Source organism: Mucilaginibacter sp. (genome assembly GCF_965277465.1).
GTDB lineage: Bacteria > Bacteroidota > Bacteroidia > Sphingobacteriales > Sphingobacteriaceae > Mucilaginibacter.
Genome location: NZ_CBDICW010000001.1, coordinates 2,034,316 through 2,051,754, shown reverse-complemented (window position 1 = coordinate 2,051,754; position 17,439 = coordinate 2,034,316). Strand labels below are relative to the sequence as shown.

At 40.6% G+C, this 17,439-nt stretch carries 15 protein-coding genes; 9 read left to right on the top strand and 6 right to left on the bottom strand.

Translation table 11 applies throughout. The features are described from left to right. Positions 1–38 precede the first annotated feature (38 nt). The gene (locus tag ACQY4U_RS09355; protein WP_428329125.1) at positions 39–2,699 is read left to right on the top strand and encodes a PAS domain S-box protein; all 2,661 of its coding nucleotides are present in this window, start codon (positions 39–41) and stop codon (positions 2,697–2,699) included. 217 nt (positions 2,700–2,916) lie between these two features. On the opposite strand, the gene gyrB is transcribed toward ACQY4U_RS09355, so the two are convergent. After that, positions 2,917–4,875 carry a DNA topoisomerase (ATP-hydrolyzing) subunit B gene (gene gyrB, locus ACQY4U_RS09350; protein WP_428329124.1) on the bottom strand — a complete coding sequence of 653 codons (1,959 nt, stop codon included), beginning with the start codon at positions 4,873–4,875 and terminating at the stop codon, positions 2,917–2,919. 196 nt (positions 4,876–5,071) lie between these two features. Between gyrB and ACQY4U_RS09345 the strand changes: the two genes are divergently transcribed. Then, the gene (locus tag ACQY4U_RS09345) at positions 5,072–5,662 is read left to right on the top strand and encodes an OmpH family outer membrane protein (RefSeq protein WP_428329123.1); all 591 of its coding nucleotides are present in this window, start codon (positions 5,072–5,074) and stop codon (positions 5,660–5,662) included. Positions 5,663–5,754: 92 nt separating this feature from the next. Continuing rightward, entirely contained in the window at positions 5,755–6,240 is a 486-nt protein-coding gene (locus ACQY4U_RS09340) for a nucleoside deaminase (protein ID WP_428329122.1), read from the top strand. Positions 6,241–6,270: 30 nt separating this feature from the next. On the opposite strand, the gene ACQY4U_RS09335 is transcribed toward ACQY4U_RS09340, so the two are convergent. After that, positions 6,271–7,674, bottom strand: a complete 1,404-nt coding sequence (locus ACQY4U_RS09335; protein WP_428329121.1) for an undecaprenyl-phosphate glucose phosphotransferase — start codon at positions 7,672–7,674, stop codon at positions 6,271–6,273. Positions 7,675–8,240: 566 nt separating this feature from the next. Then, positions 8,241–8,642: an RNA-binding S4 domain-containing protein gene (locus ACQY4U_RS09330; protein ID WP_428329120.1), complete on the bottom strand. Its 402-nt coding sequence runs from the start codon at positions 8,640–8,642 to the stop codon at positions 8,241–8,243. A gap of 185 nt (positions 8,643–8,827) precedes the next feature. Between ACQY4U_RS09330 and ACQY4U_RS09325 the strand changes: the two genes are divergently transcribed. The 6 genes from ACQY4U_RS09325 to miaA all read left to right on the top strand — a co-directional run bounded on the left by ACQY4U_RS09325 (position 8,828) and on the right by miaA (position 14,542). Further along, complete coding sequence (locus tag ACQY4U_RS09325; protein ID WP_428329119.1) at positions 8,828–9,643, top strand: 2,3,4,5-tetrahydropyridine-2,6-dicarboxylate N-succinyltransferase; 816 nt, start codon at positions 8,828–8,830, stop codon at positions 9,641–9,643. A gap of 68 nt (positions 9,644–9,711) precedes the next feature. Further along, positions 9,712–10,701, top strand: coding sequence for a glycosyltransferase family 9 protein (locus ACQY4U_RS09320; RefSeq protein ID WP_428329118.1), 990 nt, complete (start codon positions 9,712–9,714; stop codon positions 10,699–10,701). Next, positions 10,694–11,260, top strand: a complete 567-nt coding sequence (locus tag ACQY4U_RS09315) for an L-threonylcarbamoyladenylate synthase (protein ID WP_428329117.1) — start codon at positions 10,694–10,696, stop codon at positions 11,258–11,260. Before ACQY4U_RS09320 ends, ACQY4U_RS09315 begins: the two co-directional genes overlap by 8 nt. Positions 11,261–11,329: 69 nt before the next feature. Further along, positions 11,330–12,748 carry a CCA tRNA nucleotidyltransferase gene (locus ACQY4U_RS09310; RefSeq protein WP_428329116.1) on the top strand — a complete coding sequence of 473 codons (1,419 nt, stop codon included), beginning with the start codon at positions 11,330–11,332 and terminating at the stop codon, positions 12,746–12,748. Positions 12,749–12,861: 113 nt separating this feature from the next. Further along, positions 12,862–13,512: an IS1096 element passenger TnpR family protein gene (locus tag ACQY4U_RS09305; protein ID WP_428329115.1), complete on the top strand. Its 651-nt coding sequence runs from the start codon at positions 12,862–12,864 to the stop codon at positions 13,510–13,512. A 112-nt stretch (positions 13,513–13,624) separates the two neighbouring features. After that, complete coding sequence (miaA, locus tag ACQY4U_RS09300) at positions 13,625–14,542, top strand: tRNA (adenosine(37)-N6)-dimethylallyltransferase MiaA (RefSeq protein WP_428329114.1); 918 nt, start codon at positions 13,625–13,627, stop codon at positions 14,540–14,542. A 40-nt stretch (positions 14,543–14,582) separates the two neighbouring features. Here the strand turns inward: miaA and rfbA are convergent, their stop codons facing one another. The 3 genes from rfbA to ACQY4U_RS09285 form a co-directional block, all read right to left on the bottom strand. Continuing rightward, a complete protein-coding gene (gene rfbA / locus ACQY4U_RS09295; protein ID WP_428329113.1) occupies positions 14,583–15,443 on the bottom strand; it encodes a glucose-1-phosphate thymidylyltransferase RfbA in 861 nt (286 codons plus the stop codon). A 32-nt stretch (positions 15,444–15,475) separates the two neighbouring features. After that, positions 15,476–16,330, bottom strand: coding sequence for a dTDP-4-dehydrorhamnose reductase (gene rfbD / locus ACQY4U_RS09290; protein WP_428329112.1), 855 nt, complete (start codon positions 16,328–16,330; stop codon positions 15,476–15,478). 166 nt (positions 16,331–16,496) lie between these two features. Further along, complete coding sequence (locus ACQY4U_RS09285; RefSeq protein ID WP_428329111.1) at positions 16,497–17,438, bottom strand: GDP-L-fucose synthase family protein; 942 nt, start codon at positions 17,436–17,438, stop codon at positions 16,497–16,499. Between the last annotated feature and the right edge of the window lies 1 nt (position 17,439).

Sequence of the window (17,439 nt, the reverse complement as noted above, 5' to 3'; positions counted from 1 at the left end):
ATAATAATGCTGAATACTACCCTAACCCTATTTTTCTAATGGATCATCCAAAGAAAAACAGACCTATTATCATAACAAGTATCATTATTATTACCGCAGGCACAGTAATAATGTTAGGATGGATACTGAATATAGCTGCGCTTAAAAGTATTTTTCCGGGTTTTGCAGCCATGAAATTTAACACGGCACTTTGTTTTGTATTACTTGGCATTACACTGCTTGTTAACCAAAACCAGCTTAAAAAGTATAATGCTATAGCTTTTATAGGTTCTCTTTTTGTTACTACTGTAAGCCTGCTAACGCTGCTACAGTATATTTTACATAATGATACGGGCATAGACAATCTGATTTTAACAGATCATACACCACAGTCGGCCCGTTATCCATTTCCCGGCCGGATGACTTTTAATTCCGCACTTAATTTTATGCTGCTTAGCTTAGGCTTTTTAGCTCAAAATTTTAAAAACAGGCTGCTTTACATAGTTTCTGAATGCTTTTTTCAAACCGTTATTATTCTTTCGGGCGCGGCATTAATTGGATACATATATGGTGCTGAATTATTTAACACGCTTTTTGCTGTTACTTCAATGACAACCAACACAGCCATACTTTTTTTTGCACTCTCATTAACAGCATCATTACAAAGCCCATCAATTGGTATAGCACGCTTGTTTGCAGGCAAACAGGTTGGCAATAAATTGGCTAAAAGGCTTTTTATATTGATACTGCTAATGGTTATTGTTTTTGGCTATGCCAGGGTAAGTATCAACTATCAGCATATTACGTTTTTTTCTATCGAAACGGTAATTGCATTAATTGCCCTTGTTTTTTTAACGCTTAGCCTTTTAATTATTTGGAACACTGCCAACTGGCTTAATAAGATAGATGCACAACGGTCAGCCGCCGAAGAAAGTGTAAGACTGATGAATACTGAGCTTGAAAAACGGGTGGAAGAAAGATCGGCAGAGATCATAAGAAGCGAAGAAAAGTACCGTTCACTTATTGAGCAGGCATCTGATGCCATATACATTTTGGAAATAGCCGGCAGGTTTACTGATGCTAATGAAAGTATGTGTAAAATGATTGGTTATAGCCATGATGAATTATTACAATTAAATATTTCAGACATTGTTGATCCCGAAGAATTAAAGACCGACCCGCTGCCGTTAAGCATTGGGAGATATGATAGGTCGATTGTTCGCGAGAGAAGATTTATTCGTAAGGATGGAGTAATATTTACGGTTGAAGTGAACGTAAAACGGTTTTCGGACGACAGGATAATGGTTATTGCACGCGATATATCAGACCGTAAAAAAATGGAAACTGAATTGCGCGAAGCGGAAGTAAAATTCAGGACCATTGCCGAAAAATCTATAGTGGGTGTTTACATTGTTCAAAAAGGAAGGTTTACTTATGTAAACCCACGCTTTGCAGCTGTATTTGGCTATACCCCCGAAGAATTGATAAATACACGTAAGATTGAATTCGTTTTTGACGAAAGCTACCGCGACATTGCAAACGAGCATGTAAGGCGCCGCATGACCGGCGAAGTTGAGAGTGTGCATTACGAAGCAATGGGCAAAAGAAAAGATGGTACAACAAATTGGGTTGAATATTATGGCAGCCGTACCGTTATAGGCGACGAGCCTACTATTATTGGTTCAATGATTGATATAACAGAGCGGCGTAAGGCTGAGGAAGAACTAAAATCATCTGAGCAAAAATATAAACTGCTATTTGACAGCAACCCTACCCCAATGTGGATGATTGATAAGGCCAACCAAAATATTATTGCTGCAAACGAAGCTGCAGCACTGCTATACGGTTATACCCGCGATGAGTTGCTGCTTAAAAATGTAAAGGAGTTTCGCCTGTATGAGGATAGAGCAGACCAGATGGAGGGTTATAAGCTTGAACTGAATGACTTTAACAACCGTGGTATTATCAGGCACCTGAAAAAAGATGGGAGCATTATGTTTGTGAACATGGTATCGCACGATATTATTTTTGAGGGCCGGCCAGTAAGGCTTTCACAAACCAATGATGTTACTGAAAAGTTGATTGCTGAGCAGGCGCTGCAGCAATCAGAAGCTAACCTGCAAACTATTTTAACCACTACCGATACCGTTTATGCGCTTTTTGACTCCGAACTTAAAATATTAGCCTTTAACCAAAACGCAGTTGAATTTGTTAAAACCCGTTATGACTATGACCCCAAAAAGGGCGACCTGCTCACTGACTATTTCTCTGCCTACAAAGTTCCAAATTTTATAGGCTTTACCAAAGATGTACTTAAGGGTAACAATGTAAATTACGAGGTTGATTACCCGCAAAAAGATGGCTCGGTGTTGTGGTATTATTTAAGTCTGTTTCCGATCACAAACGAGCATAACGAGATACTGGGTATCATGCTATCTATGTATGACATCACCGAAAGGAAACACTCGGAACAGAACCTAAAAAACGCATACGACCGCATACAGGACCACATGAACAGTATAAAGAACATGGCCTGGAAACAATCGCACCTGATCCGTAGTCCGCTGGCTAATTTAATGGGCCTGTACTTACTTCTAAAAGAAGATCCATCAAACAAGGAAGTACTGTTACATATGGGAAGTGAGCTCAACCGCATGGACGCCATCATTATTGAAATGGCCAATGAAGTGACAGATGATCATGAGGGTGTTAAAAAATAAAAGCCTTACATTTTAAAGGGCCAGGAGTGTATTCGCCGCCATGTTATAAAGCAAGATAAAAGTTCCCCTCTTGAGAGGGGAACTTTTAATTATAGCTACTTTCGCTTAAGGACTCGGTGTGGCCCACTGCCACTCTCATGTGGGGAACTTTTACAGCATCAAAAAAGCCCTGCTTTCTGTAAAAGCAGGGCTTGATATTTTTAGCGGATAATTGATACTATGTATCGATCCTTGCGTATTTGGCGTTCTTTTCGATAAAGTCGCGGCGGGGGCCAACCTCATCACCCATTAACATGGAGAAGGTATGGTCACATTCGGCAGCGTTTTCAATGCTTACGCGTTTAAGTGTACGTTTGGCCGGGTCCATCGTAGTTTCCCATAATTGCTCGGCGTTCATCTCACCCAAACCTTTGTAACGCTGTATGTGTACGCTATCTTCTTTACCGGCACCCTTTAGTTTTTGTACGGCCGCATCACGTTGTTCGTCGGTCCAGCAATATTCAAACTCTTTACCTTTTTTAACCTGGTATAATGGTGGCGAAGCAACATAGATGTAACCAAACTCAATCAGCTCCTTCATATAACGGAAGAAAAAGGTTAATATCAGCGTTGTAATGTGCGATCCATCCACGTCAGCATCAGTCATGATCACTACTTTGTGGTAGCGCAGTTTTGTTATATTTAAAGCCTTATCATCCTCAGGTGTGCCAATGCTTACACCAAGGCCGGTAAACATGTTCTTTATTTCTTCGTTCTCGTAAATTTTGTGCTCCATGGCTTTTTCCACGTTCAGAATTTTACCCCTTAAAGGTAAAATAGCCTGAAACTCGCGGTCGCGGCCCTGTTTGGCAGTACCACCTGCCGAGTCGCCCTCAACCAGGTAAATTTCGCATAAGGTTGGATCACTGTTAGCACAATCCGAAAGCTTACCCGGCAAGCCAGATCCGCTCATTACACTTTTACGCTGTACCATTTCACGTGCCTTACGGGCAGCAGCACGGGCGGTAGCGGCAAGTATTACCTTGTTCACTATCATACGGGCCTCTTTAGGGTTTTCTTCCAGGTAATTACCCAAAATCTCCCCTACTGCCATATCAACCGCTCCCATAACCTCGTTGTTACCCAATTTGGTTTTGGTTTGGCCTTCAAACTGTGGCTCAGCTACTTTAACAGATATTACAGCGGTTAATCCCTCGCGGAAGTCATCACCGGTAATTTCTATCTTCATATTTTTTAACAGGCCCGATTTATCGGCATAGGCCTTCAAAGTACGGGTAAGCCCCCTGCGGAAACCTGCTACGTGCGTACCACCTTCAATAGTGTTGATGTTATTCACGTACGAGTGTACGTTCTCTGAATAGGTATCGTTGTACTGTAAAGCCAGTTCAACCGGGATACCCTGTTTCATACCATCAACATAAATAGGCTCAGGTATTAATGATGCACGGGTACCATCCAGGTATTTAACAAACTCACGTAAGCCACCTTCCGAATAAAATTGTTCGGTTGGGTGCTCGCCTGCTTCGTTAATTTCACGCTCATCAGTTAATGATAAACGAATGCCTTTATTAAGGTATGACAGCTCGCGCAAACGGGCTGCAAGTGTTTCGTATTTATACTCAGTACCGATAGTGAAAATTTCCGGATCAGGTTTAAAAATGATGGTTGTACCTCTTTTGTCGGTATCACCTATCACTTTTACATCAAACATAGGTTTACCCTTTTCGTATTCCTGCGTCCAGATCTTGCCTTCGCGGTAAACCAGTGCGGTTAAATGGGTTGACAGTGCGTTAACGCAACTTACACCCACACCATGCAAACCGCCCGATACCTTGTAAGTATCTTTATCAAACTTACCACCTGCATGCAAAACAGTCATTACCACTTCAAGGGCTGATCGTTTTTCTTTAGTGTGGATAGCTGTAGGGATACCACGGCCATTATCTGAAACTAAAATTGAATTATCTTTCTGGATGAATACTTTGATCGTATCGCAATGGCCGGCAAGGGCCTCATCTATTGAGTTATCAACAACCTCGTATACTAAGTGATGGAGTCCCTTAAAGCCTGTATCACCAATGTACATCGACGGGCGCTTACGTACCGCCTCTAATCCCTCTAAAACCTGTATATTATCTGCTGAATAATTTGATTTGTCCTGATTTTCTTCGCTCATATTTGGTTAAAACAATAACCCTCAAAAGTACAAAAATTACCCCAAAGATCAGTCATTGTTGATAAATATGGCTCTATATAAACATGCTTATTAAAACATTAGGATACTTGCACCGAAAGTTTATCTTTGTCAAAATTTTTACAAATTATAAAGATCATAATCCTGTTCGCTGGCGGACAATAAAATCAATTTCAAAATGAAACAAACGGCTTCTATTTTTACAAAAATTACTTTAGGTGTATTACTTGCCGGGAGCATAGCCGCCTGCAACAGCAAAACCAAAACCGACGACAAAGCTCCTGCTGCTACGGTTGCCGAAAAAGAAACCGTTGTATTTATTAATCAGGACACCCTGTTAAGCAAATACAACTACGCTAAGGACATTACCAAAACAATGCAGGATAAAGGTAAATCAGCACAAACTGATCTGGCTTCAAGAGGTCAGGCTTTTCAGCGTGAGGTTGCCGAATACCAGAAAAATGCAAGCACTTTGCCTGCCGATCAGCGTCAGACTACTGAGCAACGCTTACAGCGCGAGCAGCAGGATCTGCAAAGCTATCAGCAAAATGCAAGTGCCCAATTTCAAAACGACCAGGCTACTGAAACTAACAAGGTTTACGACAAAATTGTTGATTTTGTAAAAGTATACGCTAAGCAAAAAGGTTACAAATTGGTTTTAACCTATTCAAAAGCTAACCCTACTGTTTTATATGGCGATCAAAGCCTTGATGTAACTGCTGATGTTACTAAAGGATTAAATGACGCTTATGCAAAAGACAAAAAATAATTACTTAACCATTATAGTAAAAGGTTAAAATTAATTTTTACTGATACTTAAAACCCCGGCTTAATAAGCCGGGGTTTTTTTAATTTAGATGCATGGAAAACCATAACCACAAAGGTTTTATGAGGATGGCTATTGAGCTATCCGAAAGCAATGTTAAACAGGGCCTTGGCGGGCCTTTTGGCGCTGTTATTGTTAAGGATGGTAAATTTATAGCAGGCAGCGCCAACAAGGTAGTACCGGAAAATGACCCGACTGCCCATGCCGAAATTTCGGCCATAAGGCTGGCCTGTAAAGAACTGAATACTCACGACCTGTCCGGCTGCGAAATTTACACCAGCTGCGAGCCATGCCCTATGTGCCTGGGTGCCATTTACTGGGCCCGTATTGATAAAATTTACTATGCCAATACAAAAGCCGATGCCGCCGCAATTGGCTTTGATGATGATTACATTTATAGTGAATTAGGATGTGCTATGGATGAGCGTAAGGTGCCGTTTGTGCAGTTACTTCGCGATGAAGCATTAACAGCTTTTAAGCTTTGGGGTATAGCAGGTGGCAATAACAACAAGCATTATTAAACGTGTGCAGAATACTAACTACAGATTGAATTAAAAAGCGTTCTCTTCTCCCTGTACGGAGTTTTTAACCGTTAAAAAGATGATCTTAAGATCAAGCAGGAAAGACCAGTTTTCAAGGTACCATACGTCGGCTTCAACACGCTGAAGCATTGCATCAACGGTTTTAGTTTCACCCCTAAGGCCTTTTATCTGCGCCCAGCCGGTAATTCCGGGCTTAAGAAAATGCCTTACCATAAACCTATCGATCAATGCCGAATATTGCTTGGTATGGTTAATCATGTGCGGCCTTGGCCCTACTACAGACATGTTGCCCAGCAACACATTAAAAAACTGGGGTAACTCATCAAGGCTGGTTCTGCGCATAAAGGCACCTGATTTGGTTATGCGTTTATCATTACGGCTGGCCTGTAATTTATCCGATTCATTGTTAACTTTCATACTCCTGAATTTGAAGCATCTAAACGGCCTGTTATCCCTGCCCGAACGTACCTGCGTAAAAAACACAGGCCCCTTTGATTCTAACTTTATAATGATAGCCAAAATAGGGAACAACCAGCTGAAAACAAACAGGATAACAAATATGGAAAAGATAACATCAAATAACCTTTTAATAGATCGGTTCAGCAGGTTTTCTAAAGGCTCCGTTCTTACAGATATAATGGGTATATGACCAAAGCTTTGTATATAGGTAGGCTTTTTATCATAATCATAATACTCCGGTACTGATTTAAAACGGATGAGGTTTTTATCAGCATCAATCATCAGCTTTTCAATTGTTTTTGAGTCTGATATAGGCAGCGTACAAAAAATTTCGGCAACTTTATGCTGCTTAACATAAGCAATACAATCATCGGTAACACCAAGGTATAGCTTTTCGTCGGTTACATTGGCTGCATTATCATCAAAAAAGCCCCTCACTTTATAACCAACATCAGGGTTTTGCTGAAAATAGTTATGCAGATCAAAACCTATGCGGCCTGCACCTACAATTATTACTTCGCGGGTATCAATAAGCGAGGCCCGCTCGCTTCTGCGAATAAGCAAAAACACCAGTTTCCACAAGCCAAGTAAAAAACCAAAAAGGGCTAATGAATAAAACATGTACTGCCTGGTAATAAAGTATGCCTCGGTACCAATAAGTATCAGGATGGTAAAACAGATAAAGCTTACAAAAATAAAATAGGTTTTAATTACACTGCGGTAGGTTTTAACAGAATCCTTATTTAAAACCTGCTCGTAAAGGCCAGATATATTTGCAGATAAAAGCCATATTAAATTAAACACCAATACTATAGGAAGGTACCGCCTGTTATTAGCCCAAAAAACATTTGACCTATCTTCAATGAAATAAGTAGCTACCATACTTACATTCAATATGAGATAATCAATTGTAAGGTTTAATGCTTTAAAAAATGTGGTATGCCTATTTATCATTCAAGTTATTCAGGTTATACATCAATACATTAATGAGCAAATACCTCAGATAATATATTTTTGTTTTAGCTTTTTTGTAATATCTATTAACAAGTAAGCCTGTTTATTAGCTCAGTACATAATTTGCTCGACAGCAATGAAGCAGCATAATGCTCAAAAAACACCAAGGACTACCAGCTATAATAAATTAATTGATCTTAGCAGCTTTCGGAAAGTATGATCAACAAAGCACAAACAGGTTTATAATGGTCTTACCTGCTATAAGTAACCCTTGGCTACTCTGTAACAATTGTTATAAAAGCTATTAGCGCAAGAAATAAAAACTAATGAAGTAATTTTTTTTCCATAATACCAATTTTTATACACCAAGATTATATTTATAATAACAGCAAGCTCAAAATTATATATTTTTATTAAACTAAAGAATTGTTTTAGCATACATTTCCATATAAATGTAAACCAAATAATTAAGTAATTTAAATTTATCTGTTGTTTATGTAGCCAGAAAGTTACGTTGCCCTCATACGTAAAACGGCGCATGGAGTTGTATAAAACCCAGTTTAAGATTATTCTTCCTTTTTAAAAAAGTCGTCCTTTAATTCGTCAATCTCTCTTCTGTCGCGTTTGGTTGGCCTTCCTGCCCCCCTGTCGCGGGTTAATACCGGCGCATGAAACATTGATTTAAATGCCTGAGTTTGCTCAACCGGGGTAATATCTTCGTAAAAATTAACGGCGGTTTTGGCATCAACCCTGCTTTCAAGCATCCCTGTTACTTTTACAATTTTACGGTCAATACCTTTTGAAACCTGATAGGTTTCACCCAGTTTCACCTCGTGCGATGGTTTGATATTTTGTCCCTCAAGCTTTACACGGCCAGCCTTGCAGGCATCAGAGGCCAGTGTACGGGTTTTAAACATCCGTATCGCCCATAAGTATTTATCTATCCTTAGCTTTTCTTTTACCGGCATAATTGATGGTCAAACTTACAAAGTTTTAAATAATTACAAGCGGTAACAGTATAATTTCAGGCATTTTAGATAAACCATTAAGCTGTAAACAGCTACCATACCGCTTAGCGCCGTTAAAAAGCATTCAGTTAAACAATCATTTTCCCCTAAAATTCCTTTAATTTGCCAAAAGTTTAAATATACTGATGCAAGACCTAAAAAAACTTATTGAAGAGGCCTGGGAAGACAGGAACCTGCTGCGCTATAGCGAATACACTAATGCTATTGATACCGTAATTGAGAAGCTTGATAAGGGCCAGATGCGCGTTGCCGAATTAATTGGCACACGCTGGCATACACACGAGTGGCTTAAAAAAGCCGTGATATTGTATTTCCCTATCCGCACTATGGAAGAGATAACTGTTGGGCCTTTTGTTTTTCATGATAAAATGAAATTGAAGACCGACTATGCGCAAACTGGTGTTCGTGTAGTTCCGCATGCTATTGCACGTTATGGCGCTCACCTTGCAAAGGGCGTTATCCTGATGCCATCGTATGTAAACATTGGTGCTTTTGTTGATGAGGGTACTATGGTTGATACATGGGCAACGGTAGGTTCATGCGCGCAGATTGGCAAGCATGTACACTTAAGCGGTGGTGTGGGTATTGGTGGTGTATTGGAGCCTATACAGGCAGCCCCTGTTATTATTGAGGATAACTGCTTTTTAGGTTCAAGAGCTATTGTGGTTGAAGGTGTTCATTTAGAGTCAGAAGTGGTTTTAGGTGCTAATGTGGTGCTTACCGCATCAACCAAAATTATTGATGTTACGCATGATGAACCTATTGAATACAAAGGCTTTGTGCCCTCACGTTCGGTAGTTATACCAGGCTCGTACACTAAGAAATTCCCGGCTGGCGATTACCAGGTGCCTTGTGCCCTTATCATCGGCAAGCGTAAGGAATCAACCGATAAAAAGACATCATTAAATGATGCTTTAAGAGAAAACAACGTAGCTGTTTAATATTTAGAGCGCCGCGGCCATGATTATTCATGGCCGCTCCTTTAACTTATAAACGCACATCATAAAAAATGAAGATAATAATAAGGCTGCCTAACTGGCTTGGTGATGTGGTTATGAGTACTGCTTTCATCGCGGCGGTAAGGCAGCTTTATCCTGATGCTGTTATTGATATTATCATTAAAAAAGAGCTCGGCGGTATTGCCTCATTAATTCCCGGGTTAAATAAAATCCACCTTTTTTTTAAGCAGGACTATAAAGGTCTAACAGGCGCCTACCGTTTTGGAAAGCAGTTGCGTGCCGAAAAATACGACCTGTTTTTTAACCTGCCCACCTCCCTTTCATCATTGGTAATGGCACGGGCTATACGCGCCGGAAAACGCATTGGTTTTACAGGCGAAGGCGGCTTTTTTATGCTGACCGATGCTTTTAAAAAGCCGGATAATGTTCACCGAGTTGATGAATATGTTTCATTACTGGAGCAGTTCGCCGGTAAAACTATCAATCCTAAACAGGTAAAGCTGATTCCGCAGCTGCCTGTTGAAAAAAATAGCAACAGAATTTTAATAAACTTTAACTCCGAAGCTGAATCGCGGAGGATGCCGGTTGATAAGGGCCGCTTCATTATTAATAAGCTAACCGCTGCATTCCCCAATACCAGCTTCACTTTTATCGGCTCGCCAAAAGAAGCTGCATTTATTGAACTGCTGATAGATGGGCTTGCCCATACTGACAGGATTGAAAACGCTGCTGGCAAGACAGATCTGGCGGGTTTGGCAGCGCTAATGGCGGCTTCGGCAGCTATATTAACTACAGATTCGGGGCCGGCACACCTGGCAAATAGCGTGGGTACACCTGTTGTTGTTTTATTTGGTGCTGGAAACGAATACAACACCGCACCATATAACAAGCACAATTTAAACATTTTACGCTATGGCCAGCTAAGCTGCGAGCCCTGTGTAAAAAACACCTGCAAGCTATACGGCATACCAAAATGCATGGAACTGTTAGATGAATTACAGATCATTAATACATTGAGCGTATATTTGCCCCATGCTTAGAGACGAAGTAGCCAAAGCTTTTAAGATTATACAGGAGGGTGGAATTATACTATACCCTACCGATACCATTTGGGGAATAGGCTGTGATGCCACCAATACCGAAGCCATAAAAAAAATTTTCCATCTTAAACAGCGAGATGAAGCCAAGAGCATGATCATTTTGCTGGATACCGAAAATAAGCTGGAAAGTTATGTAAGCGATGTTAACCCCCTGGCTTATGATTTGATTGAATATGCCGAGAATCCGTTAACGCTGATAATGCCCGGTGCCAAAAACATATCGCAGGCGTTAATTGCTGCAGATGGCAGTATAGCTATTAGGGTAAGTAAAAACGAGTTTTGCCAGCAGCTAATACAACGCATGCGCAAGCCGCTGGTATCAACATCGGCAAATATAAGTGGTAAGCCATCGCCGCAATATTTTGCGCAGATTGACCAGGAAATTATTGACGGGGTTGATTACGTGGTTGATATTGACCAGCACAGCATGGAAATTAAAAATCCATCAACCATAATGAAACTGGCACCCGATGGCCGGTTTGAGTTTATAAGAAGATAATTTTGATTTTAGAATTATGAGTTACGGTTTAACCATCACAAAGCCGCAATTTATAAATCATAGTTTAGCATGAAACAACACCTGCAAAATCCTATATTTTTAACCATATCAAAGCTATCTGCCGAGCATAACTTGCAGGTTTATGCAATAGGTGGCTTTGTGCGGGATATTTTTTTAAGCCGGCCCTCAAAAGATATTGATATAGTGGTTATAGGCAACGGCATTGAATTTGCCGAAGCTGTTGCCCGGCAGTTAAAGGTAAAAGTGGCAGTGTTTAAAAACTTCGGTACGGCATCGCTTAAATACCGCGATTTAGAAATAGAATTTGTTGGTGCCCGCAAGGAATCATACCGACTGGATTCGCGTAAGCCAATAGTGGAGAACGGCACTTTAGAGGATGATCAAAAACGCAGGGATTTTACCATCAACGCGCTGGCTATTTCCCTGCACCCGAATACCTTTGGTGAGTTGTTGGATCCTTTTAGCGGACTTGCTGACCTTGAACAAAAAATGATCCGCACGCCGCTTAACCCGGTCGAAACTTTTTCTGACGATCCTTTGCGGATGATGCGTGCCATCCGGTTTGCATCACAGCTCGATTTTAAAATTGATACTATTGCTGTTGAGGCCATTAAAAGCAACCTGGACAGAATCAGCATTATCTCGCAGGAACGGATAACCGACGAAATGAACAAGATCATTTTATCGGCAAAGCCATCCATAGGTTTTAACTATTTGTTTGACACCGGGCTGCTGCACAAAATATTCCCGCTTATGGCCGACCTTTACGGGGTTGATTATATTGACGGCAAAGGGCACAAGGATAACTTTTACCATACCCTGCAGGTATTAGATAATATTTGCACAACCACTGGCGATTTATGGCTGCGCTGGGCTGCTGTATTGCATGATATTGCCAAGCCTGCTACCAAACGCTTTGAACCCGGCCACGGCTGGACATTTCATGGTCACGAAGACAAAGGTGCCCGCATGGTACCCAAGATATTTACCCAGCTAAAGCTCCCGCTTAACGAAAAGATGAAGTTTGTTCAAAAAATGGTGCAGCTGCATTTAAGGCCCATTGTTTTAGCGCAATCAATAGTGACCGATTCGGCAGTGCGGCGATTGCTTTTTGAGGCTGGCGATGATATTGAAAGCCTGATGTTGTTGTGTAAAGCAGACATCACCACAAAAAACGAATATAAAGTAAAAAAATACCGCAACAACTTTGAGCTGGTTCAACAAAAATTAAAAGATGTTGAAGAGCGCGACAGTATCCGCAACTGGCAGCCACCCGTAACCGGGTTGGATATTATGGAATTATTTGGCATAAAAGAGGGCCGCGAGGTTGGAATTATCAAAAATCAAATCCGCGAGGCCATATTGGAGGGCGAGATAACCAACACCCGCGAGGCTGCAATAAACTACACAATTTTAAAAGGAGCAGAAATTGGCTTAAAAGTTGTGGGTAAGGATTTACAATTTTAGTAATGCCTGCTTGTTATCAAAAAGTAACAATAAGGCTATAACATGCACAATTAGTGTAGCTAAAAGCGTAATTTAAATCAACATTATTACTTTTGTAAAAATTATACTAAAAAATGGCACTATACAGGTTCAGGATTACTTTTGAAGATTATGATGATGTAACAAGGGAGATTGATGTAAAATCAAACCAAACCTTTGAAGATCTTCACAGGGCTATCCACCAGTCAACCGGGTATAATTCAGAATACCCCTCTTCATTCTATATCAGCAACGACCAGTGGACAAAAGGCGAAGAAATAACCTATATGGCCAATCAAAAAAGGATTGACCGTAAGGTGCCCTTAATGGATAAGGTAAAGTTGCTGAGCTATATTGACGATCCGCACCAAAAATTTTACTATACTTTTAATTTTGACCGTCCTTTTGATTTTCATGTTGAACTGATGAAGATCATTTTAGAAGATACACCCGGTGTTGTTTATCCTGCTGTAATAAAATCAGTTGGCGAAGCACCAAAGCAGTTTGGCAACGTTGTTATGCCAGCTGAAACAGCTGCGACAGCCCCCGGAGATGATTTTGATTTTCTGCATGAGATGGCTTATGGCGAAGATGATGCAGAAGATTTTTCAGAGCTAAGCGAAACAGGCGAAGAAGATGAAGTAGCTACCAAAGCTGATGATGAGGAAGAGGATGAGTTTGGCGCCGGCTTTGGCGATGATGAAGGCTTTGATGAAGAAAAGCATGAAGGCAGTGACGATTATTAAGTCTATTTAGTTCATAGTTTGTGATAATAAAAGGTATTTTCTTATCTTTTATTATCACTATGCATAAGGTTTTACTAATTTACCATAAGCCTTTGGCTATGGATTATAAACTATGAACCCAAACAAAACCCTTATTGTAATTGCAGGCCCAACAGCAGCTGGTAAAACAGCGGCAGCTATTGAATTGGCCAGGCAATACCAAACGGTTATAGTATCTGCAGATTCAAGGCAGTTTTACCGGGAAATGGCAATAGGAACAGCCAAACCTAATGATGAAGAGTTAGCGGCTGTGCCACACTACTTTATAAATTCTCTTTCCATAACAGAAACCTATACAGCCGGCGATTATGAAAAAGAATGCCTGCTGCTTTTGGATGATCTGTTTAAAAAACACGATAAAGTTATTTTAGTTGGTGGATCGGGCCTGTTTATTAAAGCAGTTTGTGAGGGCTTTGATACCTTTCCTGATCCTGAGCCCGGCATCAGGGAAAAATTGAATAAGGAGCTTGAAGAAAATGGCCTTACCCGGCTACAGGAGAAACTAAAAATTGCCGACCCGACGTATTATAACCAGGCAGATATAAACAACCCACAGCGCGTTATAAGGGCGCTGGAGATATTTGAATCATCGGGCAAGCCATATTCTTCATTCCGCAAAGCTGATTTAAACGAGCGGCCCTTTCACATTATCAAACTGGGCTTAAATATGCAGCGCGAACTACTGTACCAGCGCATTAACCAAAGGGTGGATATAATGGTTGACCAGGGTTTGGTGGAAGAGGTGAGATCGTTATTACCTCACCGCCATTTAAATGCCCTGCACACCGTAGGTTATACTGAAATTTTTGATTATTTTGATGGAAAAACCGGGCTTGCCACAGCCATTGAATTAATTAAGCAAAATACCCGCCGCTTTGCCAAAAGACAAATAACCTGGTTTGGTAAAGACAAAGAAATACAATGGTTCAATGCCGCCAGCCAAACACTTGCCACTGATATGCTTGCAGCCTTAAAACCGCTTTTGGTTTAAACTTTGGCTCCCGGGATTAAAAAATGAGTATAGCTCTTGCTTATTGTTGTATGCCTTGTATGTATTTACCGTAACCACTTTTGATATATTTTTTACCCAATAGCTGCAACGCTTCATAATCAATAAAGCCCATGCGGTAGGCAACCTCTTCAATACAGCCTATTTTGGTATCCTGGCGTTTTTCAATAACCCGTACAAATTCTGATGCATCACTTAATGAATCAAATGTACCGGTATCAAGCCATGCAGTGCCCCTATCCATTACACCAACATGCAGTTCCCCTTTTTCAAGGTATATTTTGTTTACGTCGGTAATTTCAAACTCCCCTCTTGGCGATGCGGGAATATTTTTCGCAATTTCAACAACCTGGTTATCATAAAAATAAAGCCCTGGTACAGCAAAGTTTGATTTTGGCTTCAGCGGCTTTTCCTCAATGGATAAGGCTTTGAAGCTTTTATCAAACTCAACAACGCCGTAACGTTCAGGATCAGCAACCGGATATGCAAATATTGCGGCACCTTTTACATCATTAAAACTTTGAACCAAAGTACTAAAGCCCGATCCGTAAAATATATTATCACCAAGCACTAAAGCCACCTTATCCTCACCTATAAATTTCTCGCCTATAACAAATGCCTGGGCAAGGCCGTTCGGAACTTCCTGAACCGCAAACTCAAACCGGCAACCCAACTCGCTACCATCACCTAACAGCCTGATAAAACCTGGCTGATCTTCGGGTGTGGTGATGATCAATATTTCGTTGATACCTGCTAACATCAATACCGATAGCGGGTAATAGATCATCGGCTTATCATAAATAGGCATCAGTTGCTTACTTATGGCCTTAGTGATAGGGTAAAGACGGGTTCCGGAGCCTCCGGCAAGTATAATTCCTTTCATAATAACAGGATATATAGGTAATATTTTAATTTTTATTTAAGCCTTTGGATGCAAACAGCCAAGCTATCCCGCCAATAAGGGATCTCAATTCCAAATGTGTTTTTGATCTTTGCTTTATCCATAACCGAAAAAGCAGGGCGGGTAGCTTTGGTTGGATATTCAGCAGTACGGATAGGCAATACTTTTACCTCTGTTCCTGAAAGATCAAAGATGCCCTTGGCAAAATCATACCACGAAGTTACGCCTTCGTTGCTGTAATGATAAGTACCATACTTAGTTGAGCCCGATGCAATTATATCAAGCACGCAGCCAGCCAGGTCAATCGCATAAGTTGGCGACCCAACCTGATCAGCTATGATCTTAAGCAGGTCGCGCTCTGCGCCTAACTTCAGCATGGTTTTAACAAAGTTATTGGCATATTCAGAATACAACCAGCTTGTACGAATAATAAAATGCCGATCCAATATCCTGATGATATCCCGCTCACCCTCTAATTTGGTAAGGCCATAAACATTTATCGGCTCGGCAACATCATCTTCAACTAATGGGTGCGGGCTATCGCCTTTAAAAATAAAATCTGTAGAGATCTGTATCAATACTGCATTATTTTCCTTGCAGGCGATGGCCAGGTTTTCGGCTCCTGTTTTGTTGATCTTGCGGGCAAGGTCAACCTCATCCTCAGCTTTATCTACAGCCGTATAAGCAGCGCAGTTAATAGCGTATGCCGGCTTGTACTTGGCAAAGGTGTTTTTAAGTGCATCAGGATCTAAAATATTGGCTTCGGATTTGGCAAGAAAAAATATAGTAGTGATGCCTTTTTCGTCGGCAACTTTTTTTAAGCATTGCCCCAACTGACCGGATGCGCCAAAAACAACAATGTTATTCATATTATGGTATTTGTTAAACCAAAAGTAAATATAGCAGGAAAACTTTGTTTTCAGCTTTCTAACTGATGCTGGTGGTAAGTGGTTTAATTGAAGGTAAAATAGATAGGGCCGGTTTATGGGCCCTATCTATTAAAGTTTTTTTCAGATACTTTTAAAAAGCAGTTAATTATCCTAAAATGGTGTTCTTTTTAGAAAGAAAATCCTGGTAAGCTAATTTTATACCTTCTTCCAGTTCAATTTTATGTTTCCACCCTTTGCTGTGCAGCTTGGTAACATCCATTAACTTGCGGGGTGTTCCATCAGGTTTTGAAGTATCAAAATTTATTTCGCCGGGGTAGCCTATAATGTCTTTTACCAATAAAGCCAAATCTTTGATAGATATATCCTCGCCGGTACCAATATTTACCAATCCTTCTTCGTCATAGTTCTGCATTAAATAAAAGCAGGCCTCTGCAAGATCATCAGCAAATAAAAATTCTCTTTTTGGCGATCCGGTACCCCAAATGGTTACTGTAGGTATATTACCTTCCTTAGCCTCATCAAAACGACGGATAAGCGCAGGCAATACATGTGAGTTTTGTGGGTGATAATTATCATTATAACCATACAAATTGGTAGGCATAACCGATATATAATTACAACCATACTGCGCCCTGTAGGCATCGCACATTTTTATACCTGCTATTTTTGCAATGGCATAAGGCTCATTTGTTTGCTCAAGCAAGCCGGTTAACAGGTAATCCTCTTTTAAAGGTTGCGGGGCAAGCTTTGGATAGATACAGCTTGAACCCAGGAACATGAGTTTTTTAACCCCATTTAAATAGGATTGATGGATCACATTGTTCTGGATCTGCAGGTTATCGTACAAAAACTCGGCCCTGTAAGTATTGTTAGCAATAATACCGCCTACTTTGGCGGCAGCTAAAAAAACATAATCGGGTTTTTCCTGTGCAAAAAAATCTGCTACCTGTTGCTGGTTACGCAAATCAAGCGTATCAGATGTACGTGTTATAAAGTTGGTATAGCCTTCCTTAAGGAGTTTACGGTGTATGGCCGAACCAACCATACCCCGGTGCCCCGCTATATAAATGCGTGCTTCTTTTTCCATT

Coding starts and splice junctions, on each gene's coding strand:
- ACQY4U_RS09305 (WP_428329115.1), top strand. CDS start 12,862: ATGGCACTATACAGGTTCAGGATTACTTTTGAAGATTATGATGATGTA.
- rfbD (WP_428329112.1), bottom strand. CDS start 16,330: ATGAATAACATTGTTGTTTTTGGCGCATCCGGTCAGTTGGGGCAATGC.
- ACQY4U_RS09315 (WP_428329117.1), top strand. CDS start 10,694: ATGCTTAGAGACGAAGTAGCCAAAGCTTTTAAGATTATACAGGAGGGT.
- rfbA (WP_428329113.1), bottom strand. CDS start 15,443: ATGAAAGGAATTATACTTGCCGGAGGCTCCGGAACCCGTCTTTACCCT.
- ACQY4U_RS09320 (WP_428329118.1), top strand. CDS start 9,712: ATGAAGATAATAATAAGGCTGCCTAACTGGCTTGGTGATGTGGTTATG.
- ACQY4U_RS09335 (WP_428329121.1), bottom strand. CDS start 7,674: ATGATAAATAGGCATACCACATTTTTTAAAGCATTAAACCTTACAATT.
- ACQY4U_RS09355 (WP_428329125.1), top strand. CDS start 39: ATGGATCATCCAAAGAAAAACAGACCTATTATCATAACAAGTATCATT.
- ACQY4U_RS09285 (WP_428329111.1), bottom strand. CDS start 17,438: ATGGAAAAAGAAGCACGCATTTATATAGCGGGGCACCGGGGTATGGTT.
- gyrB (WP_428329124.1), bottom strand. CDS start 4,875: ATGAGCGAAGAAAATCAGGACAAATCAAATTATTCAGCAGATAATATA.
- ACQY4U_RS09330 (WP_428329120.1), bottom strand. CDS start 8,642: ATGCCGGTAAAAGAAAAGCTAAGGATAGATAAATACTTATGGGCGATA.
- ACQY4U_RS09310 (WP_428329116.1), top strand. CDS start 11,330: ATGAAACAACACCTGCAAAATCCTATATTTTTAACCATATCAAAGCTA.
- ACQY4U_RS09340 (WP_428329122.1), top strand. CDS start 5,755: ATGGAAAACCATAACCACAAAGGTTTTATGAGGATGGCTATTGAGCTA.
- ACQY4U_RS09325 (WP_428329119.1), top strand. CDS start 8,828: ATGCAAGACCTAAAAAAACTTATTGAAGAGGCCTGGGAAGACAGGAAC.
- miaA (WP_428329114.1), top strand. CDS start 13,625: ATGAACCCAAACAAAACCCTTATTGTAATTGCAGGCCCAACAGCAGCT.
- ACQY4U_RS09345 (WP_428329123.1), top strand. CDS start 5,072: ATGAAACAAACGGCTTCTATTTTTACAAAAATTACTTTAGGTGTATTA.